We start from the raw sequence: 26300 nt of genomic DNA on the forward strand, positions 1-26300 counted from the left end.
TGGTTGAAATTGATGGATCCACGGAACCGCGTAAATGAGTGATATTGCACTGCACCGATTATTGTTGGCCCCGCTAGAGACCAACGGCGAGCTGACGCTGCAACAGCAGCTGTTCCAGCGTATCAAGCAGGCGATTCTGACCGGCAAACTCGCTGCCGGTACGCGTTTGCCCGCAACACGCCAGCTGGCGCTGGATCTCGCGGTTTCACGCAATACGGTGATCGCCGTCTGGGCGCAACTGCAGGCTGAAGGATTTTTGCTGAGCGATCGCCAGGGCAGTCGCATCAGCAATATGGCGCAGCTACCGCAGGAAACTCAGCCGCCCGCCAGCAGCGAAATTGTCTTGTCACCGCGCATCGCTCAGTTGCGATCCAGCCATCGCACATTGAGTCAGGAGATGGCGCTGCGGCCCGGCGTTCCTTCGTTGGCACATTTCCCGCTGGCTCAGTGGCGACGGGCGCTGAACCGCGTGATGCTGCATCAGCCGCAGCAACTGCTGGGCTATGGCGATCCGCTCGGCGAACGCACGCTACGCGCCGCGCTGGCGCAGCATTTGGCATTAGCGCGCGGCGTGCGCTGTACGCCCGAACAAATCGTAATTACCGAAGGCGCGCAGCAGGCATTAACGCTGTGCGTGGCGCTGCTCAGCAGCCCTGGCGACATCGGTTGGGTGGAGGAGCCGGGATATCGCGGTGCCAAAGCGGCGATGCGGCTGGGAGATATGCGTATTGAACCGATAGCGGTCGATGCACAAGGTCTGGCGCCGCAGCCGCAGGACTGGCAGCAGCGTCCGCCGCGCCTGATTTACACCACGCCAACGCACCAATATCCCACCGGCGCAATCATGAGCGCACCGCGTCGTCTGGCGCTGCTGGCGGCCGCGCGGCAACAGCAAACGTGGATTATCGAAGATGATTACGACAGCGATTTTCGTTACAGCGGCGAGCCAATCGCCGCCATGCAAGGCATGACGCAGCCAACGCCGGTGATCTACGTCGGCTCGTTCAGCAAAACGCTGTTTCCGGCGCTGCGCCTCGGGTTTATGGTGTTGCCGCCGCAACTGGTCGCGCCGCTGCGCCCTGCGCTGCATGAACTGCTGCGCGGTGGTAATCGCCCTGAGCAGCAGGCGCTGGCGCTGTTTTTACGCAGCGGTGATTTTAGCCGTCATCTGAGCAAAATGCGCCGTCTGTATCGCCAACGGCAGGCGACGCTGCGACAGGCATTGCAGCAAACGTTTGGCGCACAGGTTCCGTTGCTGGGCGGCGAATGCGGCATGCATCTGGTGTTATCACTGGCTGCGGATCAAAACGATATGGCGTTGGTGGATCGGCTGATCAAGAGTGGCTACGCGCCGGGCGCGCTGTCGGGATTTTATCTCGGTGAGCAGAAGCAACAAGGGCTGGTGCTGGGTTACGGTAACACCAGCACCAGCCAGATTACGGCGGGCGTCGCGCAGTTAGCGCGTCTGCTGCGCAGGAATTAACCGCGGAAGAAGATTTCGCCTGATTTGCCCATCACGATCTTACCGGTGTCATCGGTGATCAGGATGTAGTTGGCATTGATGTACGCCCAGTGCGTGCCTGGCTGCGGCGCTGGCAGATGGCGTGGCTTCCACTCAACAATGGTGTACTGCTTTTTACGGTACTCATCTGGCACCACATCGCCCACTTTATACTCTTTGTAGTCGATGATGATGGTGTTCAGATCGTAGTTGTTTGGCGCAGCCGCATTGCCGCTTTGCGGTGGACGAATCGGCGCGACATCGCCGCTGGATTCAGCCGGTTCATTGCTGACAGGCGCATCGGCGGCCGGCGCCTGAGCGGGTGCATCAGCGGCGGGTGCCTGGGTTTGCGCGTCGGGTGCGGTTTGCTGCACCTGTGGCGGCATGGGTACGGCGTCTGTTTGCTCGCCTTCCGCCAGCGCGGCCGGAGCAAGGCTTAAAGCGCCCAGAAAAATTCCTGCAGAAAGAAGATTGACGTGTGTCCTGCGCATGGGTGATTTCCACTCTGGTTAATTATTAACTGTCCATTTAACTGACACGTTAAGCACGCAGAAGGTTCCCCCGGCGCGCTTAGCGCGTCAAATTTCGCTGCTCAGCATACCTCAGCTCAGGCGCTTTTTGGCGCAGTAAAATTGCAAGCAACCATGTTAGTTTTTGTCGTGCGCTTTATTTGCCAGATCCATCAATAACGCGATGCCCAGATAGTTACTCCAGTTAAACGCGTTCTGCAGCACCACAATCGCATTGCCGTTCTGTTTATCAAAGCCAATAAAGCTGGAGTAGCCGCCGATATAGCCAACCTGATAGGTGATCTGCTGATCGCCGTAGGTATCGGTTACCCAGGCGATATTTTGTGACTGATTGCCGTGCTGTTCGTAGCCGTGATTGACCTGCGCAAACGCCGCGTTGAGCGAAGCGCCCGCCCCATCATGCAGATGCGCATCCAGATAGCGAATCAAATCGCGCGCGTTGCTGTAGAGGCTGGCGGCCGCCACCATATTGTTATTAAACGCCCAGTCCGGCGTGATTTGCCCGCGAGGAATCAGCTTAGGCTGATCGCCGGCATGGCCGAGCGCACGCCACGGATAGCCGCGCAGACGCTGTGGCGTGAAGCTGCTGCTGGTCATGCCAAGCGGCTGGAACATATTGCGCTGCGCCAGCGTTTCGATGTCCTGATGGAAGCGATGTTTGAGGATGTAGCCCAACAGCGCATAGCCGAGATTGGAATAGCGCGCGGTGGGATGCGCGGGCGCGTCAAAGTCGGCCAGATAATCCAGCACGGCGTCGCTGTCAAGGTTGCCGTAAAAGTTCTCGCCGCTACGCAAATAGCCCATAAATTTCATGAACATCGGCAAGTCCATATCCTGACGCGGCAAGCCCGACGTGTGCGTCACCAGCTGCAACAGCGTGATGCGTTTGGCATCGGCGCTCAGCGGCACGTTGGGCGGCAAAAGCGTCGCTAACGTGTCGTTCCAGTGCAGTTCACCGCGATCCACCAGCTCAATAATCACCTCAGCGGTGATGCCTTTACTCAGCGAGCCGAGCGCAAATAAGGTGTCTGGCGTGATGGGATAATGGTGCAGTGCATCGGTGACGCCAAAACTGTAAAATTTAGGCTGGCTGCGTTGATGGATGATGGCGATGCTGATGCCGGAAACCTGCTTTTGCTGCATGTAATGGTGCACGATGTCATCGACGTTTTCATTAAAGGTCGCGTGCGAAAGATAGACTTTATCGTTGACGGGCGCGGAGGTTTGCGACAAGGTGCCGCAGGCGCTGAGCAATACGCTTATACCCAGCAGAATGATGCATGTTGTTAAACGATGGCACAGCACCCGTTTATTCCTGGCAAAGGTAATCATGGCAATGGATTAGGCGAATTTTTATGTTTTATAAAGGGTGCGACGGGTGTTGGTGGCGAAATATAGCACAGAAGAAAGTCAGCGCCACCTGCCAAAAACAGGTGGCGGCGGAGATTATTGATTAACGGGAATAACCGATCCTTTGTAGTGCTGGTTAATAAATTCAGCGGTTTGCTTTGACTCCAGATCTTTCGCTAGTTCCAGAATACGCGGATCGTGCGCCAGTTTCGGCGTGGTGACCAGCACGTTGGCATACGGATTATCCTTCGCCTGTTCCAGCGCCAGCGCATCCTTCGACGGCACTAAACCGGCCTGCAACGCGTAGTTGCCATTGATGATCGCCAATTGCGCATCATCCAGCGCGCGCGGCAGCTGCGGCGCTTCCACTTCGATAATCTTCAGATGGTGCGGGTTGTCAGTAATGTCTGCGGAAGTCACCAGCGTATTGGCGCTGCTGCTTTTCAGTTTGATCAAACCATTGGCCTGCAACAGATAAAGTGCGCGGCTCAGATTGGTGACATTATTCGGTACCGCCACCTGCGCGCCATCAGGCAGATCTTTCAGTGATTTCACTTTGTGCGAGTAGATGCCAAGTGGCTCAATATGCACGGTGGCGACCACAGAAAATTTCTCGCCCAGCGCTTTTTCCTGATCGCGCAGATAAGGCACATGCTGGAAGTAGTTGGCATCCACGTCACCGCGCGCCAGCAGTTCGTTGGCGTTCAGGTTGCCGTTGAGTTCAATCACTTTGAGATCGAGCTTCTTGTCGGTCTGTTTGATGTGGTTGAGGATTTCGCTGTGCGGTACCGCATCGGCCGCCACGCGCAGTGCGGCCGCCGAGGCGTAAGTGCTGAACACCGAAACCATCGCCAACGCGGCTATCACCTTTTTATTCATCTGCTTCCCTTAGTTTCTTATGATTTAACGCTATTGAGAGTGTCAGCGTAATAACGCTGCGCCACGTCGCGATGCGATCGCAAACGCCCTTTGAGATAGTTCCAGCCCACTTCACGCAGCAGCGGATTGCTGGGATCGCTGGTCGGTCCGCGCGCTTCTGCCGCCAGCTGCGGCGGTAATTGATACAGCGGCACTTCGGCGTCAAGCTGCGCGCCGAGGAAGAAAGCGATGGAGATGCGCTGCTGTTTTGCCGGCGGCGACACCACGCGATGCACGGTGGCGCGCAGATAACCGTTGGTGGCGATCTCCAGCAGTTCGCCGATGTTCACCACAAAAGCACCCGGTTTCGGCAGCGCATCAATCCACTGCTCTGGCGCGACTTCAACCTGCAATCCAGGCTGATCGTCCTGCAACAGAAAGGTCAAAAAGCCGGAATCCTTATGCGCGCCGACACCTTGCTGGCTGGCAGCGGCATCCTGACCCGGATAGCGAATCAGCTTCACATGTTCGTTGGGGTGCGTGCCGTACAGCGCATCAAACGCGTCCGGCGGCAGCGACAGGGATTTGGCGAAGGCGCGCAGTAAACGCAGCGCCACGTCAGTCATCGCCTGCTGCCACGCGTGGATCACCGGACGCAGCTGCGGCAACGCCTGCGGCCACAAATTGGGCCCTTGCAGCTGCTTCCATGCCGGATCGTCTGGCTGCAACGTCAGCGCGGCACGTTCTGCACCGATATCAAACTGCTCACGCTGATCGCGCTGTTCACGGGTGTATTCCACGCCCGCGCGGTTGTAGCCGCGAAAATGCGGCGAATGGATCATCGATACGCGCTGCTTCTCTTCATCCGGCAAGGCAAAGAACGCGCGCGTGATGCTTTGCACGTTCTGTAACAGCTGCGGATTGATGCCATGATTCACCAGATAAAAGAAGCCGACGTCACGCGCGGTTTCGCGCAGCTCGGCGAGGTATTGCGCCTGTTCCGCATCCGGCAGTTCCAGCAGGGCTAAATCCAGTACCGGCAATGTGCTGGCCATACTTTTGCATCCTTCATGCAGAAAAATTCTGCCTTTACGCTGCCATCTGCTGACAAATGCAGCCAATACTGTTGCGCGATAAGTTATGGCGAATCATTTTTAGGAGAGGTTCAGCAATCGATATGCAAAAAGCGATAAATCGTGCCCGCTTCCCGCTATAATCGCCGCCAATTAACTTTGGGCATGGCCCATCAATGAACAGCAGGAGACGCCGTATGAACCAGGGTCCGTTAACCGAAAAAGAGCTGAACTGGCTTGAAGATATGCTGGAGAAATACGGCAACGAGCACTCGGTGGTGGATACCGCTGAGCTGGACGGCATGCTGACGGCGTTGCTCTCAGGCCCGAACGACATCGAACCGAGCGAGTGGCTGGTAGCGATGTGGGGCGGCAAAAAGCACATTCCAAAATGGTCGAATGAGCGCGAAATGGATCGCTTTATGACGCTGACTTTCCAGCATCTGAACGACATCGCCGAGCGTCTGGCCGAGTTCCCGGAGCAGTTTGATCCGCTGTTTGGCACCCAAGAGATGGAAGGCCAGGAATTCACCGTGGTGGAAGATTGGTGCTATGGCTATTTGCGCGGCGTGGCGCTGGATGCGGACTGGTCGCTGCTGCCAGAATCACTGCAACCGATGATGGAGGCGATTGCCTTGCACGGCAGCGAAGATCATCTGGCGAAGCGCGAAGCCTTCACGCCGGAAGAGTTTGAAGCCAGCATCGAGGCGATTCGCCCCGCAGCGCTGGAGCTGCATGAATACTGGCAGGAACAGCGCATGGCGCAGCCCGATCCTGAACCTCAACTGCCGCACTTTGCCGGCGAGAAAACCGGCCGTAACGATCCTTGCCCGTGCGGCAGCGGTAAAAAATATAAGCAGTGCTGCGGTAAATAGGAGCACCATTTGTAGGGTCGCCATTTATGGCGACCTACTGACCAGGTGCGCATAAATGCGCACCCTACGGCAGCGATGCCGGTTTCACCTCGGTCACCCAGGTTGGCAACTCCCATGCGCCGCCCGCGCGAATCGCGCGGCACATGCCGGTGGTGGCATCGCTGCTCTGCTCAAACGCTTTGCCATCCCACACCCACGCCGCTGTACTCCAGCAATCGCCGATGCCGCGCCCTTTCTGCGCTTCTGAGATCACACCTTCACTGTAATCAGAGCCGGAATCCGTCACCAGCTGCGGCGTGCCCTGCAATGCTTTATCGATCAGCCAATAGCCATAACCTTCGTTATACGCTCCGCGCCAGCACAGCGCGGCGATCAGCACATGCGCATCATCAACCGGCGTTAAGGTCAGCGGCTCCGCGCCCTCTTCCGGCTGATCGTCGGACGGAGCCAGATTGTCGCAGCTGTCGTCGTCGGTGAGTGAGGCAATCAGCTTTGGCTTCAACAGCGCCAGCTCATCGGCCGTCAACGGACGCGCATCGGCCTTCACCACTTTCACCTGCTGAATCACCGGCATCGCCACCGCTGCCGGTACGCTGCTTTCCGGCTTGTTGCCTTTGCGCACCAACGCGCCCGGCGTACTAAGACGACCTTGCGCATCATCCATCTTCAGCAGCACCGCAAATGCGCCATTGCTGGAGAGATCGAAAGGCTCTTCACCACCGCGAAACTCCACTTTGCCGCTGCCTTTAATGCCGTTAATTAGCGCCTGGGTTTGTTCATCCGTCAGCGTCCATTCGTCGTTATCGGCTTTCGCCACGTCGCCCAGCGCACGGTCATCAATCCACAACGCTAAGTTGTTCACCACTTTAGAATCGTCATCGCCGGTATCGGCCAGCACCACGCGACCGTGCGTCACCGCATTCGCTCCGCCCGCGCGCACCAGCAACACCGAGCCGCCCGCGCCCTCTTCGGCGCTGTAACCGGCGGCACGACAGGTCAGCGTGTTATCGCAAGCCAGTTCCCAGTCTTTGTGGCTAAAGGAGACGCCGTCTTGATCTGCCAACAGCGGCGCACTCAGGCTGGCAAGTAGCGACATCGCCAGCAGCAATCGGGTAATCATGCCATCTCTCCATAATGGTAAAGGTGGCTAGTGTGATGATTTTTGTGACGCGGGAGAAGTGAATTTTTTGCGGCGATGCTGATTTCATTATCGCGCTTTGTCGAAACATCAATCATGAAGAAACCTCTTCAGATTTCACGTTAACTGGTCAGCTATTGAACGGTTCAGGGCTTAAGCACATACTTCGGCCAGACCCAATAAAATTAGGTAATCCATGACAACTGCCAATATCAATCCAGCGATGCTCAGATGGTCCCGTGAACGGGCCGGCATCGCTGTGGAAAAATTTGCGCAGAAGTGTAACGTCACATTCGAGCGTCTGCAGGAATGGAAAAATGGGCAACATCCTCTGACATTTAACCAGGCGATGGCCTTTGCTGAAAAAGCACATGTCCCTTTTGGTTATCTTTTTTTGACGACGCCGCCGCAAGAACTGTTGCCCATTCCTGACTTACGCACATTGGATGGAAAAGCACCTCAGCGTCCGAGCGCAGAATTGATCGATTTATTAAAGATCATGCTCATGCGCCAGGAATGGTATCGCGATTATTTACAGCAGCAGATGGTGACGCCACTGGAAATGAGTGGCCGTTTCACCTCGCGGAGCTCAATTGACGCGATTGTGAATGACATGCGCCACAAGCTACATGTGCCTATACATCCGATACGCGGAAGCTGGGAAAATTACTACAGCGATTTGGTAAAACGCATTGAAGACATGGGTATTCTGGTGATGCGCTCTCCTTATCTCCATCACCACACTCGTCCTCTCAACGTCAATGAATTTAGAGGTTTTGCCATTGCGGATGACCTCGCGCCAATCATCTTTGTAAACCATGCAGATGCACCCGGTGCACGATTGTTCACCTTAATTCACGAGCTTTGTCATATCTGGATTGGACAGTCAGGCGTCTCTGACGGCGGTGCAAGTACACATCGCCATGAAGAAGTACTGTGTAATGCGGTTGCCGCTGAGTTTCTGGTACCCGCAGATGAATTTTTACCTTTGTGGGATCGTGATGTTGAGAACTGGCAGGAAAATCTTGCCCCGCTGGAAAGCCATTTTCACGTCAGTAGTTGGGTACTGGCACGTCGCGCTTTAACGATGAGTTTGATCGGCAGAGAAGATTATCAGCATTTTATCCATGAGCAGAAACTCGCTCATCAGCAACGCGCTAAAAAAGAGAGCGGTGGACCAAGCTATTTCAGGACCAGGAAAGCGCAAATCAGCGTTTCTTTCTCTCGTGCCGTATTGAGCCAGGCTCTCAGCGGCCAAATGCTATTACGTGAAGCCAGTGATTTATTGGATGGAATACAGCCATCAAAGTTGTCGAAATTTGCAGAGGAGTTGGGGCTTTGAAATATTTGCTGGATGCAAACACTTATATCATGGCGAAAAATTTCTATTATGGGATGGATATCTGTCCCGGTTATTGGCAATGGCTGGATGTTCAATTCGCATCAAATGTTGTCGGCAGCGTCGACATGATTGCGCGAGAGTTGCGTGCAGGAAATGATGAACTATCCGAGTGGGTCAAAGCGCGGCCCACACATTTCATTGCTAATGACGACCAGGATACGCAGATAATTTTTCAGCAGATTGTTGAGTGCGTAATGATGGCTGATTTCAATGCCGGTTCCCGTGATACTTTTCTGGCAAAAGCCGATCCCTGGATTATTGCTAAGAGTAAGAGCATCGGCGCGACCGTGATTACACATGAACTTCCGCTGCCAGCAAATGCTCGCAAAGTCAAAGTCCCCAATATCTGTCACCAGTTTGATGTGCCATGTATGACGACATTCGAATTTTTAAGAAAGCTGAATGCACGCTTCATTTTGGAGCAATAGCTAAAGAGCCATTCATTCCATTATCTAAAGCGCCGCCACAATCTGCTGCCGCAGCCACTGCTGGGCCGGATCGCGGTGTAGACGTTCATGCCACAGCAGCAAAATATCAAAGCCCGGCACTTCCAGCGGCAGATCTATAACCGCGAGGTGCGAAGCGTGACGCACTAACCGCTCGGGCAGTACCGCCACTAAATCACTGCTCGCCAGCGTTTCCTGCATAAACAAGAAGTGCGGCACCGACAACACCACGCGGCGTGAACGCCCGAGCTTCGAGAGCGCATTATCGGTGGCGGCGCTAAAGCCACCGCCATCAGGCGATACCATGACAAATTCCAGCTGACAGAATTGATCCAGCGTCGGCAGACGTTGCAACTGCGGGTGATCGCACCGTCCCGCCAGCACGTAGCGCTCGCTGAACAGTTTGCGTTGATGCAGCGTCGGCGGCGCGTTATCGCCCGTATGAAACACCACATCCAGCTCGCCTTTTTCCAACTGCTGCGCCACCAGCGGCGGATTCAGCGCCAATATCGCCATACGACTTTGCGGCGCAGCAGCGCGGATCAGGTTGAGCGCAGGCAGCACCAACGCTGACGAGGTGTAATCGGTGGCGGCGATGCGCCAGGTGTTATCGGCATTGGCCGGATTAAAGGCATCGGGCGGCGCGACCGCACGCTCAACCGCTTCCAGCGCCAGACGCAGCGGCTCACGCAGAGCTGCTGCGCGCGCCGTTGGCAGCATGCCACGCGGCCCCGGTAACAATAGCGGATCGTCAAAATGCCTACGCAATCGCGCCAACTGAGCGCTGACGGAAGGCTGCGAGAGATGCAAACGCTGCGCCGCGCGCGTGACGTTGAGTTCGCTTAACAGCACGTTGAGCGTCTGCAGCAGATTCAAATCCAGCGAGTCGATATTCACTATGGCTATACCTGAGATATCAGCAATTGATTTCCACTATAGCCAGCGCCGACTTAATCTGCAGTGGTTTTCATCTCACAGGATTAAGCCCATGAATGTACTGATTGTGTATGCCCATCCGGAACCGCGTTCGCTGAGCGGTTCACTTAAAGACTTTGCCGTGCAGCATCTGCAGCATGCCGGACATCAGGTGCAGGTCTCTGATCTCTATGCGATGCAGTGGAAAGCGCCGCTCGACGCTGCCGACACGCGCGCCCCGTTTGTGGGCGACCACTTCGACGCGACGGTGGATTCCCGCTTCGCCTACGATCATCAGCTGCAGGCCGCCGATATCGCCGCCGAGCAGGAAAAATTGCGCTGGGCCAATACGGTGATTTTCCAGTTTCCGCTGTGGTGGTTTTCGATGCCCGCCATCATGAAAGGCTGGTTTGACCGCGTTTACGCTAACGGTTTTGCCTACGGTGTGGGCGAGCACAACGAACAGCATTGGGGCGATCGTTACGGCGAAGGCAATCTCAGCGGCAAACGCGCGATGCTGGTGGTGACGACCGGCGGATGGGAATCGCATTACAGCCCGCGCGGCATTAACGGCCCGATCAACGATCTGCTGTTTCCGATTCAGCACGGCATGCTGTTTTATCCCGGCTTTAGCGTGCTGCCGCCGCTGGTTTTCTATCGGGTACAAAAGTCAGCAGCAGAACGTTTTGCTGGCTGGTGCGATGCGCTGGCAACAAGGCTGGATACGTTGGAACAGACAGCGCCCATTGCCTATCGTCAGCAGAACGGCGGCGACTATGAGATTCCTGCGCTGACGTTAAAGGCGGAGTTTGTCCCGGAAGAGAGTGGCTTTGGCGTGCATGTGAAGCGGTGAAAAGTGGCAGGCTCGGCGCTGAGCCTGCTGTTACTCGTACAGCCAGCGCCCCGCTTTTGCCGATTCAATCAACATTCCCAGCGTGAAATCGGGTACCACCGGCACTTCACGCTTATTGAATGGATTGAGAATCTGCGCCAGCGAGGGCTCATCGGGATAGTAGGTTTCAATGACGAATCCGCCGCGATCGACGCTGAACTCGCCGAAGAACTCATCCATCAGCGCAGCGGCTTCTTCACGCTCGAAGTTAAGATCGCTATCGATATCAATTTGCGGCGTCAGCGTTTTTTGCTTAAACAGGTAAACGCCATCGTAACGTCGCACCAACTCGTAGATACGCTGCTCAATTTCAACTGTCATCGCTTCTGCACCTCCACTGATTTCACCGGAGCGCCATTCTGCCATGCAATCCCAACAGTTGAATGAAAAAAATCTCTGCGGGAGAATTTTGAGACAAAGAGCCAGTTTTCCAGGCGGGATGCCTGGTTTATTGCGTTAATGCATCCTGCGCTTCTTTCAACTCTTCACGTGCTTCATCCAGTTTACGCTGCTGCTTCTCAATTTTATCGCTGCGGCCTTTGGCCTGCGCTTCCCTTAGATCTTGTTCGCGCTCCTGCACTTTCAATTGCTTCTCGGCCACTTTCTGCTGGCGCGCTTTAAGCAAGCCGCTGTCGGTGCAGTTTGCATTGGTTTCGCGTAACGCTTTTTCCAGACCGGCGATGCGCGCAGCATTGCCATGCTCACGCGCCATCGCCAGCTCTTGCTGAATATCCTGCTTTTTAGCGGCGCAGCCGGTGGCTGGGTTGGCAGCCTGAACAGACGTCACGGTCAAAGCAGAGAAAAGAATCGAAAGGGAAATCAGGGTGTTTTTCATGGTGAGCTCTTGGTTTACGTTGATGGGCGCTATTATACGAAGAGTTCTTAAGAGGATCTTAAAGGTGCAAGCAACTTACTAAGCCGTTTCCATTAAGCTGCCGTTTGACGGTGAAAAAAGGCTTGGCGCTATTAATTTGATACACATAACGCCAAACTCACCTCGGACATGATGTGGCTCCGCCTCACAATTGGCGTTGAATCAAACTCGTGTGAATCGTTTTAATTTCACCTTTTAAGTTATCTCCGCGATACACCATCGACGTATCGTACCGTTGATACTTATCTTCTCGTGTGGCGCTAAACCAATTAAACGAACCAACACACAGTAAACGCTCGTCCCCAATTACGATTTTACTGTGAACGCGATTGACCAGCTTAGTAGTAACACCAAACTCATTCAGTTTTTCCAGTGCGCTGTGAAGCCGCCGCTGTTTTTCTTGACGCTTTTCATAATCACTATGTTCGGTATTGTAATGCTTGTCCGTCACCACAGTAATATCAACACCGCGAGCACGTGCCTGAATCATTGAGTTTAAAAAGCCAGTTTGCTCAAGCATTTGCCAGGTCAACCAAGGAGAGACAATGGTAATGCTCTTCTCGATTGTACCCAATGTCTGATTCAGAAATGCATCATGCTGATCTACCCCATGTAGCGTAGAAACGGGCATCTGGGCTGCGTTCAAGTCTTTACGTACCTGAAATTCAAACGCTAATGCGTTGCTGTCTTGTGCAAACAAGTATTTTGCCAATAATCCTCTTGGCGAAGAGGCAGGTTGGATCTCAAATAAATCCATGTCCCCAAAGACCAGGAAACTATCTTTAGCGCGGGAGACCGCAACGTTCAACATGCTGCTGTCGCTGTCGATAAATCCACCATCCTCATGTTTGGAATAAACTGGGGAGAAGATCACGATTGCTCTTTCTGCACCTTGCAGGGAGTGAACAGTGCCGACGGTCAGTGAATCATCATCTCCACCACAGTTAATACCCAGCTTACTCAATGAGGCTCTAATAGCGTTCACCTGCGCCGAAAATGGCGTTACGATTCCCACCGTTTGATGCAGTGGTTTGTCATAATGATGCTCTATTTCTTCTTTATGGGTCGCCAGCCAAGCCGCTATTGTCTCGGCTTCACAAGTGTTGTATCGGCTGCCACCGTTTGCCCGTTTACCCAACCCATTAATATGCAGATAACCCATCGCTGGAAAAAGTGTCTCTTTTTCACCGCCCCGTTTTGGCTGTAACTTGCCGTGGTAGCAGAGCGCGTTACAGTAACCGATGATGTTATCGAAACAGCGGCGATGCTCATACAGATACATGCCGCGGGCCAGATCCGGGTCATACTGGTAGCGCGAGCTAAATTGGGCGATTTTCATCACGCTGCCCGATGCCGAGCTTTTCCCTGAATCACATATAAGCGCATAAGTCTCCGCTAGCGCTTCCTGTGTACCGACAGGGAGGAGGTTCTCCTCAACCATATTGCCGATATCAATGCCCGGCAAACTGTTCCAGATGGGTGCGATCTGTTCCGTATCGCCAATTACTAACGCTTTTTTTGCTAATGCGAAGGAGGCTGCGGCTACCTCCGGCAATACCTGCCCCGCTTCATCAACAATTAATAAATCGGCAAAATTATAAAAATATCCGGATTCAAATTTCTTAGCGCCGCCAACATGTTCGCTGATGACCATATGACGAGGCAGCATGTAACAGGTCATCACCACACAAGGGGTGAGCTTCATTCTTCGATGCCAGCGAGCCAGGGTAGCTTTCGCCCCCTTACGACCTTTTTCCTTTCGAAGATCGCCAATGGCGGCCATGTCCATCAGCCATCGCCCCTCCCAGTAGTGAGATGCAGTAAGAAATGCCGGGAATCGGATAGCCGTATCGGCGAGCGCATCAGCCACAGCAAGGGTTATCTCATCTTTGCCCGCATGTCCCAGGGAAACCGAGAAACCATGCCAAACTCGCAGAGCTTCGCTTTCACGTCTGGAAACGTCCTGAGCAAAATCAATCTGCTGCTGGTACTTGGCCTGCTCTTTTTGGGCGCGAGCAATAAGCCCGTCGATATAAGCATCAACATCTTCCGGCGCTGAGCCCTTAAACTCGGCCATTCTTGTACCAAACGTAGTGTCGAGTAAGAGGTTAATCTGATAGTGGCGCTTTGTACGAACCGCGGGAATCCAGGAGAAGATCGCATAGAGCATCGACTCGCTGGCACGATACTGTTGCCACTGCTTTTTACCCTGAGTTAACAACGCAATGTCTTTTGTGCTATCGAGCAGTAGCTTACTTTTATCGTGAATATAAAGGTCGAGGTCTTCGCTAAGGTGGATCCGCTCCTCGCGAATGCGGATCAAATTCCCCCAAGCCTGCTCAATATGTTTAAGCTGAGCTAACTGCGTGGTTAATCGCTCATGTAGTAGATTCACAACTTGTTCTGGAGAACGGCATTCCGCAGATGGGAAGGCTACTTTTGCCCTCTCCAGATAAAGTACCAGCGCATCTTCAACGTATTCGGTAGATTCCACACGGTTGAAAAAGTCTTCAGTCTGGTACTTTTTAGCGGCCTCAGCTTCACGCATTTGAGAAGGGAAATAAGCACCATAACTTTTTAGTTCCGGTAGCCAGCGCCCGGCCATAGCCCCTGTTCCAGTGGAAAAGTCTTTACCGAAGGCCTCAATGATATTGGTAACGGCTTGGTTGTTGGTTGAGGTGGCAATCACTACCGGTGGTTCAGATTTGTTAAATGCCGCTTTAACCCATTCAGTAGCAATGATTGAGAGAACAAGTGTAGTTTTTCCAGTTCCCGGCGGACCATTGACGGCAAGGATATCGCCCGACTGCTGCGTGAGATAATGGTTAAGAGCGTCGCGCTGCGCCACAGCAAGCGGGAATTCATCTCCTGAATGGCCTAATCGCTCGCTGAATTTCGCATTAGATGCAAGCAACGGTTCCAGGATCGGCCTGGCAGTCGAAGCAAAGCGTGTTAATAGCGGAACCTCTTTCTTGCACACCCGAAGATGATCATACAGAGGGAGGATATGGCGGCTGGCACCGCCGGGCTGGTTGGCTTTTATAACGTAACCATATTCGGCGAGTTCATATTGCTCGTGGGTGGCGACCCATTGTCCTATTACGTATTCCAGCAAATTGCTTATTTCAGTCTGAAATTTTTGCCACTGCAGCTGATGCTTCTCATACCGCTGGGCTCGCTGCTCGTCATTTTCCTCTTCGTATTGCTGTTCGTAATCCACTTCAAAGGTGGTCGAGTTATGCGTGGTTTTATATCTATCATATTGCGCCATCTCGCCAATTGAGAAGGTGCCTTTTGGGAGAGGCTCTAATAGATCACGGGGGATAGTGGCCGATGAAGTAGGGAACAAAAAACCTTCGCGATTAAGTAGCGCAGATGATACCAGCGGTGTGACTATTCCAGGAGCGCCTGCCGTTCGCTCTTTGCCGTGCTGTAGCAAACGTAACCAGGCTATAGGTCGTAGCACTACCTCAACGGTTTTTACCGTGTCACCTTCACCCTCAAAAAACGCATTAACAGTCTCTTCATCCAGCCGTCCCGTGCTGATGTCCACCCAACGAGTAAATTTATCCGCATCCTTACGCTCAAATGCCCCTTTCCCTGATTCGGCATCGGCTAAAGAATTACGCCAGTATGATGTGAATCCCTGAGTATTCCTGTCCATTATCCATCCCTTGACATAATAAAATTATTGATTTAATTGATATTAACGCAACCCATGGTTGAACATTGTCCACGATGAGAACGCGATCGCAATAATTTGTTTATGTTGCTAAGGGAGTGAGATTAGGTAAAAAGCCAGATTTCAGACACAAAAAAAGCCGCTCGTAAGCGACTTAATTTTGCATCAATCGATGGTGCCGAAGGCCGGACTCGAACCGGCACGTATCTCTACGGTTGATTTTGAATCAACTGCGTCTACCGATTTCGCCACTTCGGCACTGAAGAGGATGCGGAAAACGTTGGGGATTATACCGTTACGAACAGCGTGCGCAACCGGAATCGTTAGGGATGTGCGCTAAGCGTTGAAAAAAACAGCATTTCGCGGATAACTGCTTGTTATACCGTCGATCCCGCCAACCGACGTTCAAAAATTAAAACCCAGAACGGTCCCAATTTTCCCCAATCAGCCCGGTTAACTGGAACTTTCCGAATTCAAACCTCTCTTAACCAAAACTGACGCAGTCAGAACATAAAAGACAACGAGGTTGAGATGAAAGTACAACGCATGATTTGGGGATGGGGCATCGCGGCAGCCATGGTTGCGGGGAGCGCATCGGCAGCAAGCTGGCAGGATCAGCTGAGCAGCGCGGCATCGCAGCTGTCACAGCAAAACACCAGCACCAGCAACACCAGCACCAGCACCACGCAGAATGGCGGCATGTCGCTCTCATCGCTTACCGGCCTGCTCAACGGCGGCGATAAAGCGGTGAGTTCCAACAGCATGACCAACGCCGCAGGCGTGATGTCCTACTGCGTGCAGCACAACGTGGTGGATAACAACGTGAAGTCGGTAAAAGATCAGGTGCTGAGCAAACTCGGCCTGAACAGCACCACCGCGCAAGAGCAGAAAACCGATTACCAGCAGGGTTTGCAAGGCTTGCTTAACACTGGCAACGGTCAGCAACTGAATTTGCAAAGTCTGAGCAACTCGCCGATGGGTGAGAAGCTGAAAACCAAAGCCTGCGATGTGGTTCTGAAGCAAGGCAAAAAATATATCGGCATGTAAGGACGCGCCGATATCAAGGCGCGAGCTGTCCCTCGCGCCTTTTCTTTAGTCCAGTAACGCTCGCGTCTCCAGCACCGTTCTCTGCAACAACTCCCGCGCCTGGTCCAGCGACCGAATGTTGGTATAGCCAATCACCAGGCCATAGCGTTTCTGCGTCTGCATATACCAGCCGGAAAGCGGCAAGACGCGCAGCTGATTTCGCTGCCAAATCTCCGCCAGCGCTGTGTCCTGCGTGCCATGCGGCAGGAAGGCGACAATGTGCATGCCGCCATCCGTCAGTTCAAAATCAAACACATCCGGGAAACATGCCTGCAAGGCATCCAGCATCATGCGGCGTCGCTGCTGATAAAGCGTACGCATCTTTTTGATGTGGCGATAGAAATGCCCTTCGCTGAGGAACTGCGCCAGAATCTTTTGCGGCAGCAGCGACATACCGGTTTCAAGGATTTCCCCCAACTCGCTGAAGCGCGCGATGGTCTCTTTCGGCATCACCAGATAACCCACGCGCATCGCCGGCATGATGGTTTTGCTAAAGGTGCCGGTGTAAATCACCCGATCGTGCACATCGAGGCTTTTCAGCGCCGGAATCACTTTGCGCGTGTAGTGAAACTCGCCGTCGTAATCATCTTCAATAATCCAGCTGTCATTGTGCTGTGCCCACTCCAGCAGTTGATGTTTGCGCGGCAGCGATAAGGTTACCGCCAGCGGGCTGTGATGCGTAGGCGTGACGATGGCGAAACGCGCATCGGCGTGATAGCGCAGCAGATAATCCACATCCATGCCTTGCCGATCGACCGGCACGTAATGCAGATTCGGCGCGATGCGCTTCAGCAGTTTTTGCCCGAAGAAATAGCCGGGATCTTCAAACAACACCTTGTCGCTTGGCTGCGCCAGCACCGCCAGAATCAGTCGCAGGTTGGCGCGATAGCCGCTGGTGATGAAAATCTGTTCCGGCTGGCAGTTAAGTCCACGCGAAATATTCAGGTAGCTGGCGATGGCTTCCCGCAGCGGCTGGAAGCCCATAACTGGCGGCAAAATCATCTCATCCGCGCGCAGGCTGCGCGCCGCTTTGCCGGAAATCAGCAGCCATTTTTTGTGCGGAAACGCATCCAGCGCCGGGATGCCAAGCCGCAGCTCGCCTTTGCTCTCACGCTGGGTTAACGCGCTCACTGGCGGCGCGGGCACTGCCGTTTTCCCGGTTGTGTCCGGCAGAATCAGTTCGGGATTAACCCGCGTGCCCTTCGCGCCCTGACTGACAAAATAGCCTTCGCCGATCAGGATTTCATAGGCGGCTTCCACCGTTTTTCGCGCCACCTGCAACTCACTCGCCAGCGTACGGATCGCCGGTACGCGGTCGCCCGGCTTCAGTTGCCCGGCAAGAATCTGCTGGCGATATCGCGCATAAATCTCTTTATAACCCACGCCATGTCCTACCTGTTTTCACGTTTTTTGACCCTTTTCACTCAGACATGGAAGTTTAAGATGCCCGCATCACCTTCGCATTGAAAAACGACTGACCTGAGGATAAAAACATGACTGCACGCGTTAACCACTTCAAAACCGTTCCGACACTGGTCAAAGCCATGTCCGATCTCTCCATGAACGTCAGTAATGTTTCATTAGAAACCTCACTGAAGCATCTGGTCGATCTGCGCGCCTCGCAGCTCAACCAATGCGCGTTTTGCGTCGATATGCATGTGAAAGAAGCCAAACTGCACGGCGAGCGCGAGCTGCGCCTGCATCACGTGGCGATCTGGCGCGAATCACCGCTGTTCACCGCCAAAGAGAAAGCGGCGCTGGCGCTGACCGAAGCGCTGACGCGTCTGGGCGATCACGGCATCGACGAAGCGCTGTATAGCGAGGTGCGCGCGCACTTCTCCGAAGTGGAGACCAGCGAGCTGACGTTCTGTATCGCGGTGATCAATACCTGGAATCGCCTGATGGTGCTGTCGCAGATGACGCCGGGCGCACTGGACAGCGCTTATGGGTTGGATCGTGCTGATTTACGTTAATTTTTACCGCCAGTCGCTCATGCTGCTGGCGGCACCATGTTCATCTGCGCTGCCTGAGGCTATAGTGAGATTTTGCACCACACAGGACAGCGCACATGAAAGGCATCAACATTGCGATTTACTTCGATCCCGACCAGATTCACATCTGCGTTCACCAGCAGGATGACAGCTATCTCAGCCAACACTTTATTTACGACGACAGCGTAATTGAAGAGATCTATCAGTGGCTGGAGCAGTTCACGCCTAATCGCACCCACATTTGCCTGATTGAGCACGATACCGCCGATATCCTTGCCGATGAGTTGGTGGATAACGGTTATCACGTCCATCAGGTGACGCAGCACGATCTCTTGACCTGGTTCGCCAACGAACCGCCTGCCGAACCCGATGGTTCACCGGTGCGCGCGCTGCTGCGTTATCTGGAGAACGAGCAGCCATCCGAATACCAGTCACGCACGCCGCAGATTGAAGCGTTGATGGATCTGCTGGATGAGCTGGACGATCTCGAAGGTGTGGATGAAGTTGAAGATGAAGACAATCTGCCGGATGACGTGCTGCGCCTGATGAAGCAGAAGAAGATCAGTGCGCAAGACGCCGCCCAACGCCTGCTGCCGGATGTGAATGAGCGCATTCGCGAGCATTTAATCAATTATCCCGAACTGATGACGCCTGAGCTGCTGCAGGATTTCTTCCCTGAGCTGATCGAGGCGCTGGATACGCCGAAGCATTGATGTTTGGGTAGGTGCGGTGCCTGACACGGTCGCCATTTGTGGCGACCTGGAATTCTGAGGAAATTTCATGCTGGAGTTGTTTAAAGCCATCGGGCTGGGATTGGTGGTGATTTTGCCGCTCGCCAATCCGCTGACCACCGTGGCGCTGTTTCTCGGCCTGGCCGGTGAGATGAATTTCCAGGAACGTAATCGCCAGGCGATGCAGGCCTCGATCTACGTGTTCCTGATCATGATGGTGGCGTGGTACGCCGGCAGCGCGGTGCTGCACACCTTTGGTATCTCCATTCCCGGCCTGCGCATGGCGGGCGGATTGATTGTGGCGTTTATCGGTTTTCGCATGCTGTTTCCGGCGAAACCGGTGGGACATTCGGTCGAAGCAGAGCATAAACAGGATGAACTGGACGCGACCGACAGCAATCGTGAAACCGTAAACATTGCGTTTGTACCGCTGGCGATGCCGAGCACCGCAGGGCCGGGCACCATTGCGATGATCATCAGTTCCGCGTCGACGGTTAAATCGGGCGTAGATTTCCCGGCGTGGGTAGTTGCCGTCGCGCCGGTGCTGACGTTTTTGGCCGTGTCGGTGATTTTGTGGATTTCGCTGCGCAGTTCGGGCGCCATCATGAAGCTGGTTGGTAAAGGTGGCATCGAAGCGATTTCACGTCTGATGGGCTTTTTGCTGGTGTGTATGGGCGTGCAGTTCGTGATTAATGGCGTGTTAGAAGTGATTCATAATTATCATTCAGTCGTGCCATAAAAAAAGGTCGCCATGAATGGCGACCCTACGTTATTTGTATAGGCGCGATTTACTCGCCTTTCAACGTTTTACGCACTTCTGCTACCTGATCTTTCGTCACCGCTGGCGCATTGTTGCTCCAGCCCTGACGAATGAAGGTCGCCAGTTTAGCCACTTGATCATCATCCAGACGCTTAGCAAAACCTGGCATCGCCAGCGTTGATGGCGCCTTCTCGGTCGATGGCTGCTGCGCACCGGCCAGAATGGTGTGGATCAAACCACTTGGATCTTTAGCATTAACGATCGTCGCCTGATCCAGCTCCGGGAAGATCCCCGGCGCGCCTTTACCAGTGACAAAGTGGCAAGCGCCGCAGTTGTCGATATACAGACGCTCACCTTCCGACAAACCTTTCGCGGCAGTCAGTTTCGCTTCCGTCGCCTGCTGTTTCTTCACGTCATACGCCTGCAGCGCCGGGTTGCCGCCAAGGAACTTCAGATAGGAGGCAATCGCTTTCAGGTCAGCATCGGTCATGTGCGAGCTCGAGTGCTCAATCACTGACTTCATCTCACCGCCCACCGCCGCTTTATCGTTACGACCAGTTTGCAGGTAATCAACGATCTCCTGCTCGCTCCAGCGCGGCAGACCGCGCAGTGACGGTACATCCCAGCTGTTCAGGCTGCCACCGGCAAGGAACTGATCGTCGTCGCTATCCAGCGCTTTCTCGTTCATGCCGAGGCCACGTGGCGTATGGCAGCTGCCGCAGTGCCCCAGGCTTTCGACGATGTAAGCACCGCGATTAACCTCTTCTGACGCGCCGCCAATTGGCTGGAATGGCTTGTCAGAGGTGAACGCCCAGTTCCAGAAGCGCATGCCCCAGCGCTGGCTGAACGGGAAGCTCAGATCGGTTTCCGGCGGCTGCTCGCTGCTTGGCTTCACGCCTTTCATGAAGTAGACGTAAAGCGCGTGCATATCGGCGTCGGAGATTTTGGCGTAATCCGGGTACGGCATCGCCGGATAGAGACGCGACCCGTTCGGCAATACGCCTTTGCGCACTGCGTCGGAGAACTGCTGCTCGCTGTAGTTGCCGATGCCGTGCTCTTTGTCCGGCGTGATGTTGGTGGAGTAAATGGTGCCGAGATTCGACTCAATCGCCAAACCACCAGCGTAATCCCCTTTACCGGAAACGGTATGGCACGCCATACAGTCGCCGAGACGCGACAGGTATTCACCCTGCTTGATCAATTGAGCTTCATCTTCCGCGTGTGCCTGCAGTGCAAAGCTGCCCAGCAGCACGGCGTTGGCGATTAACAATGATTTTAATTTCATGCGCTTATGCCTGTACCAGTGGACCGGGATTTTTCAGATAATGTTCTTTAATGGCTTGTGCCGCCATCAAGGTGATCGCGCCGATGGTATCGGTCGGGTTCGCCTGGAAGTTTTGCGGGAAGGCGTTGCCGCCCGGCACAAACACGTTATGAACATCCCAGCTCTGCAGGTACTTGTTCAGTGCAGAAGTTTTCGGGTTATCGCCCATCACCGCGCCGCCCACATTGTGGGTCGAAACGTATTTGGTGAGGTCAAAGTCCGCGCCCATTGGCAGGAAGCTCATGCTCATGCTGTCTGGGTTCAGCTCTTTGGCGATGTTGCCGACGATGCCTTTCAGGTGCTGTTGCAGCTTCAGTTCGTTCTCTTTCCAGTTGAACGTCATGCGCAGCAACGGCTGACCGCGATGGTCGGTGTAATTCGGATCCAGATCCAGATAGATATCGCGATACGACTGGCAGGTAGTGGTGATGCTGATCTTCATGGAGTGGTTGTACCACTCCTCCAGACCTTCCTTGTAACCCATGCCCCAGCTCGGTGTGCCTTTCGGCAACGCCGCCGCCATTGGCGTACCGGTGGCCTGTGAACTGTGGATCTTGGCGCCGCCAAGGAAGCCGAGGCCCGGACCGTCGAAGTTGCCTGGCGAGATGTCGTTGAACATCTGGCCGGTGGCGCCGGCGGTGGCGTAAGAGTTGAAGTTTTTGTCTTTGAAGAACAGGGTTGCGCCGCCGTTTGACAGGAACGCGTAGTTACGCCCCACCACACCTTCTTCGGTGATTGGGTTATACGGCTTGCCGATACCGGAGAGCAGCATCAGGCGCACGTTGTAGAGCTGGAAGCTGGAGAGCACCACGATCTTCGCCGGCTGGAACACTTCGTTGCCGTCCACATCGTAGTAAATCACGCCCTTGGCGGTTTTCTGGTCGTCATGCAGTACCACTTTCACCACTTCCGCATGCACTTCGTAAGAGAAGTTCGGCATACGTTTCAACGCATCCATTACCGCCGTTTGTGGTGAGGCTTTTGAATAGTTGAGGCACGGATATTTCGAGCAGTAGCCGCAGTAGTTACACGGCGCGATCTGGTTGCCGTAAGGGTTTTTCCACGCGCGTGATACGCACGCAGATGGGTTCGGGAACGGATGGTAGCCGAGTTTGGTGGCAGCTTCTTTGAACATCACGTTGTTCAGCGTATCTTCCAGCGCAGGCAACGGATAAGGTTCAGAACGCGGACCTTCAAACGGATCGCCGCCCGGCAGAATCTGGCCGCGCAGATTGCCGGTGGTGCCGGATTGACCGCAGATCAGCTCAAACTTGTAGTAATACGGCTCGATCTCTTCCCAGGTGAACGGGAAGTCCATCACGCGCATATCTTCCTGCAGGATGCCCGGCTTGTAGGCCTCATCGACGTAAGTTTTCAGCTTCAGGTCGGTTGGGGTTGGACGAATCAGCACCGCCGTCCAGTGCATGCCCGCGCCGCCCACGCCGGTTCCCGGCGCAAACGCGCCCCATTTACGGGTCGGCAACGCCGTCTGGCTGCTGTTGTAACGCACAGTGACCGCCACTTCTTTTGGCGTAGCGAACACTTTGTTACGCACGTTGTAGGCGTATTCATCAGCCGGTTTCGGATAAGCGAAATCCGGGTAATCACGCTCGCCGCCACGCTCCAATGCGCGCACTTCGAGTCCCGCCATCGCCAGTTCAATACTCATCAACGAGCCGGCCCAGCCGAGGCCGCAAACGACGACGTCGACTTCTTTCTTTGTAATCTGTGCCATGTTAATCCTGTCTCACATACCAAAAACGGGGGTGTGCTTACGCGCTTTCACCCAGGAGGCTGACCGGTCCCAGCGGGTACGGCACGTTGTGCTGCTTCACCCATTCGGTAAAGCTGGCGCGTGCGCCCGGGAAGCCGATGGCAATCCAGGCTTTCATGCCTTTGTTGCCGCCGTACATTGGGTCAGCGAGGTAGCCATGTTTGGTATCTGAGAGCAGTTGGCCGAAGAACTGCGAGGCCTTCAGGTTCTCTTCGCCCAGGGCGGCGAAGTCAATGCCGTCGTTTTTGTTCACTTTGGTCAGCACCGCATCTTTCTCTTCCAGTGACAGCTCATGGAACGGTTTCTGGAAGTTGCTTTGCGTCCACTGATTCACCAGCTTGATACCGGTTTGGTACATCTGCTGTGGCGTGAACGGGATTTGATAACCCATGGTGGCAGGCGCATGCACGTTGAAGGGACCTTGCATGTAGATCTCTGCCCCGAACTCCGGGCTGTGCAGCTGCTGATCGATAAAGATCGGCACGTTGGTTTCCAGTGCACCTGGCGCTTTACCTTTGCCGCCGGCTGGAATCAGGCGATCGGTTGCGGCCAGAATAAATTGCCACTCATCGGCACTGAAAAAGATCGGTTTATAGTCGGCGAGCTCGGGTGCTGCCATTTCCGCAGCTTGCGCCGCAGTCAATCCCTTAAATACCAGGTCACTTAATGGCAAAGCCAAAAGCGACCCAAGTAAAAACTTACGTCTGGTGGTCGGTTTATTTAGAAGCATGGCGCGACGACTCTCACTTGCTAAGAAAGATAATTATTTTTGTTAATAGCTTTATAAATCGGTAAATAACCTGGCAATCTTAGGGATATAGGTATTTCAGAATGTAAAAATTCAATTATGGATGTGTTTTGATGAAATTCAGTCATCATGTTGAATTTAGGTTAAGGCTTGGTAAAAGGCTTTCGAGGCGAAAAAACAGGGTTTAACCGTACATTTGATGGGAAAGTGGCACTAATCAGTGGGCATTTGACCAGGAATTATCGCGCAAAGAAATAATCGCAGAAATGAATCAATGAAAAAAAATCATACTTCCATACCAGAGAACTATTCTCATTTATAACATCTTATTTACTTTATTGACCAGCAGATGAACGATCTATTTCGCGGAAATGACAAGTCGCGCACAAAATAAACGCAATAATTCCCCAAGGTAATCAATTGTTATATTCCGGCACAGCTCAGAACAAACCGGCATTTCGTCAAAGCGACGGCAGAGATAGAGTGAATTTATCTATCACTCAGGACAATAATAATGCGCTCACTGATTTTGCTCGTCGCTTTATGGGGCAGCAGTTTTGCACTGCACGCCGCCACACCGAAAGATACCCTTGTCGTCGCCGTCCCGCTCGACGGCATTATTAGCTTCGATCCCGCTGAAAGCTTCGAAACCGTCAGTAACAGCGTGCAGCGCAACATCTACCAAACATTAGTGGAGGCAGATCGTCATGATCCGCAGAAGCTGGCACCGCTGCTGGCCACCCACTGGCAACAAGGCAGCACGCCGCACAGCTTAGTGTTCAACATCAAACCCAACGCACACTTCTCCAGCGGCAATCCGGTGACGGCGCAGGATGTGATCTTCTCACTGACGCGCGCGGTGCAGCTGAACAAAGCGCCCTCTTTCATCCTCGCCGAATTTGGCTGGACCAATGAAAACATCGCCAGCCAGTTCAAAGTGCTGAATGACCATCAGCTGGAGATTCAGTGGCCAGCGCAGATTGGTCAGAACCTGGCGCTGCGCCTGCTGACCGCGCCGGTGGCCTCGGTGGTGGATAGCAAAACCGTGCAGCAACACGTCGCCAATAACGATCTCGGCAACGGCTGGCTGCATACCCATTCCGCCGGCAGCGGCGCATTTATCCTTCAGCAATATGTGCCACAGCAGGCGCTGGTGCTGAGCGCCAACCAACAAGCGAATCCGCAGCCGAAGCTGAAACGCATTCTGCTTAAAGGCGTGGCGGATGCCAGTGCGCGTCGTCTGCTGATTCAGCAAGGCGATGTTGATGTGGCGTATCAGCTTGGCCCGGATCAGATTGATGCGCTGAAGAGCGACAAGAATCTGCGCATTGAAGCCTTCCCTTCCAGCCTGGTTTACTACCTCGGTTTCAATACCAAAGATAAAGCGCAACCGGCCTTGGGCAATCCGGCGCTGTGGCAAGCCGCGCGCTGGTTGGTGGACTACAACACCCTCTCGAAGGATTTGCTGAAAGGTCAGTACCGCATTCATCAGAGCTTCCTGCCGCAGGGTTTTGACGGCGCGCTGGACGATCAGCCGTTCCACTACGATGTGGCGAAAGCCAAAGAGATTTTAGCCAAAGGCGGCATCAAGCCGGGGACGAAGTTTGCGCTGACGGTGATCAATCAGCCGCCCTATATTGACGTGGCGCAGGCGCTGCAGGCCAGCTTCGCCAAAGCGGATGTGCAGATTGAGTTACAGCCGGTGGCGGAATCGGAGCTGTGGAGCAAAATGCGCGGTCGCGATTTCCAGTCGATCTTCATTTACTGGGGCGCAGACTATGTCGATCCAAACACCAACGCCAGCGCCTTTGCCTATAACGTGCCGGGCGGTTCCAAAACCCTGGCGTGGCGCGTCGGCTGGGATATTCCGGATCTGAGTGCGAAAACCCGCGCAGCGGCCGGTGAAAGCGATGCAGTTAAGCGCCGTGCGCTCTATACCGATTTGCAGAAAACAGTGCAGCAGAACTCACCGTTCGTGGTGACGCTGCAGGGCGCGCAGCAAGTTGCGGTGCGGAATAACGTGAATCATGTGCAGCAAGGGATTGGTGTGAGTTTGCTGTTTTTTGATACGGTGCAGAAATAGTTTTGGATTGTGCTCGCTTTCCCCCTCCTCGGTCCTCCCACCAAAATTGTGCTCGCTTTCCCCCTCCTCGGTCCTCCCCCATAAATGGGGGAGGAAGATGCTGCCACATGTCAGTGCTAAAGCTGCATGTGGCAGCATCTCCTTCCCCCGTTTACGGGGGAAGGTCGGGATGGGGGGCAGCACGCACCTAACCTCCTTCCCCCGTTACGGGGGAAGGCCGGGATGGGGGGCAGCACGCACCTAATTCCCCCTTTTTCGGCACAATCT

General features: G+C 54.2%; 23 protein-coding genes and 1 tRNA gene. 10 read left to right on the plus strand and 14 right to left on the minus strand.

Features of this window, described 5'->3' with window-relative positions:
- The first annotated feature begins 34 nt into the window (after positions 1 to 34).
- Positions 35 to 1483: a PLP-dependent aminotransferase family protein gene (locus tag K5Y30_RS12130; RefSeq protein WP_222211563.1), complete on the plus strand. Its 1449-nt coding sequence runs from the start codon at positions 35 to 37 to the stop codon at positions 1481 to 1483.
- Here the strand turns inward: K5Y30_RS12130 and K5Y30_RS12135 are convergent.
- The 4 genes from K5Y30_RS12135 to K5Y30_RS12150 form a co-directional block, all read right to left on the minus strand.
- A complete protein-coding gene (locus K5Y30_RS12135; protein WP_101762204.1) occupies positions 1480 to 1992 on the minus strand; it encodes an RcnB family protein in 513 nt (170 codons plus the stop codon). The two genes, K5Y30_RS12130 and K5Y30_RS12135, sit on opposite strands and share 4 nt — an antisense overlap.
- Before the next feature lie 156 nt (positions 1993 to 2148).
- Complete coding sequence (locus K5Y30_RS12140; RefSeq protein WP_222211565.1) at positions 2149 to 3336, minus strand: serine hydrolase domain-containing protein; 1188 nt, start codon at positions 3334 to 3336, stop codon at positions 2149 to 2151.
- 141 nt (positions 3337 to 3477) lie between these two features.
- A complete protein-coding gene (locus tag K5Y30_RS12145; RefSeq protein WP_176970787.1) occupies positions 3478 to 4260 on the minus strand; it encodes a MetQ/NlpA family ABC transporter substrate-binding protein in 783 nt (260 codons plus the stop codon).
- 17 nt (positions 4261 to 4277) lie between these two features.
- Positions 4278 to 5294 carry an isopenicillin N synthase family oxygenase gene (locus K5Y30_RS12150; protein WP_222211566.1) on the minus strand — a complete coding sequence of 339 codons (1017 nt, stop codon included), beginning with the start codon at positions 5292 to 5294 and terminating at the stop codon, positions 4278 to 4280.
- 215 nt (positions 5295 to 5509) lie between these two features.
- Between K5Y30_RS12150 and K5Y30_RS12155 the strand changes: the two genes are divergently transcribed.
- Positions 5510 to 6187, plus strand: coding sequence for a YecA family protein (locus K5Y30_RS12155; protein WP_176970789.1), 678 nt, complete (start codon positions 5510 to 5512; stop codon positions 6185 to 6187).
- A gap of 64 nt (positions 6188 to 6251) precedes the next feature.
- On the opposite strand, the gene K5Y30_RS12160 is transcribed toward K5Y30_RS12155, so the two are convergent.
- Positions 6252 to 7307 carry a DUF1176 domain-containing protein gene (locus K5Y30_RS12160; RefSeq protein WP_222211568.1) on the minus strand — a complete coding sequence of 352 codons (1056 nt, stop codon included), beginning with the start codon at positions 7305 to 7307 and terminating at the stop codon, positions 6252 to 6254.
- A gap of 214 nt (positions 7308 to 7521) precedes the next feature.
- Here K5Y30_RS12160 and K5Y30_RS12165 point away from each other — a divergent pair, with 214 nt between their 5' ends.
- On the plus strand, positions 7522 to 8667 hold the full coding sequence (locus K5Y30_RS12165) for an XRE family transcriptional regulator (protein WP_222185192.1): 1146 nt from the start codon (positions 7522 to 7524) through the stop codon (positions 8665 to 8667).
- Positions 8664 to 9155, plus strand: a complete 492-nt coding sequence (locus K5Y30_RS12170) for a DUF4411 family protein (protein ID WP_137385095.1) — start codon at positions 8664 to 8666, stop codon at positions 9153 to 9155. The genes K5Y30_RS12165 and K5Y30_RS12170 overlap by 4 nt, the downstream gene beginning before the upstream one ends.
- Before the next feature lie 24 nt (positions 9156 to 9179).
- On the opposite strand, the gene K5Y30_RS12175 is transcribed toward K5Y30_RS12170, so the two are convergent.
- Positions 9180 to 10073, minus strand: a complete 894-nt coding sequence (locus tag K5Y30_RS12175) for a LysR family transcriptional regulator (RefSeq protein ID WP_222185313.1) — start codon at positions 10071 to 10073, stop codon at positions 9180 to 9182.
- Positions 10074 to 10161: 88 nt separating this feature from the next.
- Between K5Y30_RS12175 and K5Y30_RS12180 the strand changes: the two genes are divergently transcribed.
- Positions 10162 to 10941: an NAD(P)H-dependent oxidoreductase gene (locus K5Y30_RS12180; RefSeq protein ID WP_222185190.1), complete on the plus strand. Its 780-nt coding sequence runs from the start codon at positions 10162 to 10164 to the stop codon at positions 10939 to 10941.
- Positions 10942 to 10971: 30 nt separating this feature from the next.
- Here K5Y30_RS12180 and K5Y30_RS12185 read toward each other — a convergent pair whose 3' ends face one another.
- From K5Y30_RS12185 to K5Y30_RS12200, 4 genes are all read right to left on the minus strand, one after another.
- Entirely contained in the window at positions 10972 to 11301 is a 330-nt protein-coding gene (locus tag K5Y30_RS12185) for a DUF1493 family protein (RefSeq protein ID WP_008107769.1), read from the minus strand.
- Positions 11302 to 11428: 127 nt separating this feature from the next.
- On the minus strand, positions 11429 to 11815 hold the full coding sequence (locus tag K5Y30_RS12190) for a DUF1090 domain-containing protein (RefSeq protein WP_222185188.1): 387 nt from the start codon (positions 11813 to 11815) through the stop codon (positions 11429 to 11431).
- 184 nt (positions 11816 to 11999) lie between these two features.
- Positions 12000 to 15518, minus strand: coding sequence for an AAA domain-containing protein (locus K5Y30_RS12195; RefSeq protein ID WP_222211570.1), 3519 nt, complete (start codon positions 15516 to 15518; stop codon positions 12000 to 12002).
- A gap of 191 nt (positions 15519 to 15709) precedes the next feature.
- Positions 15710 to 15794, minus strand: a tRNA-Leu gene (locus tag K5Y30_RS12200).
- A gap of 273 nt (positions 15795 to 16067) precedes the next feature.
- On the opposite strand from K5Y30_RS12200, the gene K5Y30_RS12205 reads away from it, so the two are divergent.
- Complete coding sequence (locus K5Y30_RS12205; protein WP_222211573.1) at positions 16068 to 16583, plus strand: DUF2501 domain-containing protein; 516 nt, start codon at positions 16068 to 16070, stop codon at positions 16581 to 16583.
- Positions 16584 to 16628: 45 nt separating this feature from the next.
- Here K5Y30_RS12205 and K5Y30_RS12210 read toward each other — a convergent pair whose 3' ends face one another.
- A complete protein-coding gene (locus K5Y30_RS12210; protein WP_222211575.1) occupies positions 16629 to 18005 on the minus strand; it encodes a PLP-dependent aminotransferase family protein in 1377 nt (458 codons plus the stop codon).
- A 110-nt stretch (positions 18006 to 18115) separates the two neighbouring features.
- Between K5Y30_RS12210 and K5Y30_RS12215 the strand changes: the two genes are divergently transcribed.
- From K5Y30_RS12215 to K5Y30_RS12225, 3 genes are all read left to right on the plus strand, one after another.
- Complete coding sequence (locus tag K5Y30_RS12215) at positions 18116 to 18595, plus strand: carboxymuconolactone decarboxylase family protein (RefSeq protein ID WP_137385086.1); 480 nt, start codon at positions 18116 to 18118, stop codon at positions 18593 to 18595.
- A 95-nt stretch (positions 18596 to 18690) separates the two neighbouring features.
- A complete protein-coding gene (locus tag K5Y30_RS12220) occupies positions 18691 to 19326 on the plus strand; it encodes a hypothetical protein (RefSeq protein ID WP_101762216.1) in 636 nt (211 codons plus the stop codon).
- Positions 19327 to 19393: 67 nt separating this feature from the next.
- Positions 19394 to 20083 carry a MarC family NAAT transporter gene (locus K5Y30_RS12225; RefSeq protein WP_222211577.1) on the plus strand — a complete coding sequence of 230 codons (690 nt, stop codon included), beginning with the start codon at positions 19394 to 19396 and terminating at the stop codon, positions 20081 to 20083.
- Between the two features lie 49 nt (positions 20084 to 20132).
- On the opposite strand, the gene K5Y30_RS12230 is transcribed toward K5Y30_RS12225, so the two are convergent.
- Genes K5Y30_RS12230 through K5Y30_RS12240 form a run of 3 tightly spaced genes read right to left on the minus strand, consistent with a single transcriptional unit; the run spans position 20133 to position 23932 of the window.
- Entirely contained in the window at positions 20133 to 21389 is a 1257-nt protein-coding gene (locus tag K5Y30_RS12230; protein ID WP_222211579.1) for a cytochrome c, read from the minus strand.
- A gap of 4 nt (positions 21390 to 21393) precedes the next feature.
- Positions 21394 to 23163: a GMC family oxidoreductase gene (locus tag K5Y30_RS12235; RefSeq protein ID WP_192235833.1), complete on the minus strand. Its 1770-nt coding sequence runs from the start codon at positions 23161 to 23163 to the stop codon at positions 21394 to 21396.
- 37 nt (positions 23164 to 23200) lie between these two features.
- The gene (locus K5Y30_RS12240; RefSeq protein WP_110868049.1) at positions 23201 to 23932 is read right to left on the minus strand and encodes a gluconate 2-dehydrogenase subunit 3 family protein; all 732 of its coding nucleotides are present in this window, start codon (positions 23930 to 23932) and stop codon (positions 23201 to 23203) included.
- Between the two features lie 532 nt (positions 23933 to 24464).
- Between K5Y30_RS12240 and K5Y30_RS12245 the strand changes: the two genes are divergently transcribed.
- On the plus strand, positions 24465 to 26033 hold the full coding sequence (locus K5Y30_RS12245) for an ABC transporter substrate-binding protein (protein ID WP_101762221.1): 1569 nt from the start codon (positions 24465 to 24467) through the stop codon (positions 26031 to 26033).
- Positions 26034 to 26300 lie beyond the last annotated feature (267 nt).

Source organism: Pantoea sp. DY-5, from assembly GCF_019795955.1.
In the GTDB taxonomy this organism is placed as follows: domain Bacteria; phylum Pseudomonadota; class Gammaproteobacteria; order Enterobacterales; family Enterobacteriaceae; genus Pantoea; species Pantoea leporis.

What these genes read in the sequence shown, in the direction of transcription:
- K5Y30_RS12130 (WP_222211563.1), top strand. Translation starts at nt 35, where the DNA reads ATGAGTGATATTGCACTGCACCGATTATTGTTGGCCCCGCTAGAGACC.
- K5Y30_RS12135 (WP_101762204.1), bottom strand. Translation starts at nt 1,992, where the DNA reads ATGCGCAGGACACACGTCAATCTTCTTTCTGCAGGAATTTTTCTGGGC.
- K5Y30_RS12145 (WP_176970787.1), bottom strand. Translation starts at nt 4,260, where the DNA reads ATGAATAAAAAGGTGATAGCCGCGTTGGCGATGGTTTCGGTGTTCAGC.
- K5Y30_RS12150 (WP_222211566.1), bottom strand. Translation starts at nt 5,294, where the DNA reads ATGGCCAGCACATTGCCGGTACTGGATTTAGCCCTGCTGGAACTGCCG.
- K5Y30_RS12155 (WP_176970789.1), top strand. Translation starts at nt 5,510, where the DNA reads ATGAACCAGGGTCCGTTAACCGAAAAAGAGCTGAACTGGCTTGAAGAT.
- K5Y30_RS12160 (WP_222211568.1), bottom strand. Translation starts at nt 7,307, where the DNA reads ATGATTACCCGATTGCTGCTGGCGATGTCGCTACTTGCCAGCCTGAGT.
- K5Y30_RS12165 (WP_222185192.1), top strand. Translation starts at nt 7,522, where the DNA reads ATGACAACTGCCAATATCAATCCAGCGATGCTCAGATGGTCCCGTGAA.
- K5Y30_RS12180 (WP_222185190.1), top strand. Translation starts at nt 10,162, where the DNA reads ATGAATGTACTGATTGTGTATGCCCATCCGGAACCGCGTTCGCTGAGC.
- K5Y30_RS12185 (WP_008107769.1), bottom strand. Translation starts at nt 11,301, where the DNA reads ATGACAGTTGAAATTGAGCAGCGTATCTACGAGTTGGTGCGACGTTAC.
- K5Y30_RS12190 (WP_222185188.1), bottom strand. Translation starts at nt 11,815, where the DNA reads ATGAAAAACACCCTGATTTCCCTTTCGATTCTTTTCTCTGCTTTGACC.
- K5Y30_RS12195 (WP_222211570.1), bottom strand. Translation starts at nt 15,518, where the DNA reads ATGGACAGGAATACTCAGGGATTCACATCATACTGGCGTAATTCTTTA.
- K5Y30_RS12205 (WP_222211573.1), top strand. Translation starts at nt 16,068, where the DNA reads ATGAAAGTACAACGCATGATTTGGGGATGGGGCATCGCGGCAGCCATG.
- K5Y30_RS12215 (WP_137385086.1), top strand. Translation starts at nt 18,116, where the DNA reads ATGACTGCACGCGTTAACCACTTCAAAACCGTTCCGACACTGGTCAAA.
- K5Y30_RS12220 (WP_101762216.1), top strand. Translation starts at nt 18,691, where the DNA reads ATGAAAGGCATCAACATTGCGATTTACTTCGATCCCGACCAGATTCAC.
- K5Y30_RS12225 (WP_222211577.1), top strand. Translation starts at nt 19,394, where the DNA reads ATGCTGGAGTTGTTTAAAGCCATCGGGCTGGGATTGGTGGTGATTTTG.
- K5Y30_RS12230 (WP_222211579.1), bottom strand. Translation starts at nt 21,389, where the DNA reads ATGAAATTAAAATCATTGTTAATCGCCAACGCCGTGCTGCTGGGCAGC.
- K5Y30_RS12235 (WP_192235833.1), bottom strand. Translation starts at nt 23,163, where the DNA reads ATGGCACAGATTACAAAGAAAGAAGTCGACGTCGTCGTTTGCGGCCTC.
- K5Y30_RS12240 (WP_110868049.1), bottom strand. Translation starts at nt 23,932, where the DNA reads ATGCTTCTAAATAAACCGACCACCAGACGTAAGTTTTTACTTGGGTCG.
- K5Y30_RS12245 (WP_101762221.1), top strand. Translation starts at nt 24,465, where the DNA reads ATGCGCTCACTGATTTTGCTCGTCGCTTTATGGGGCAGCAGTTTTGCA.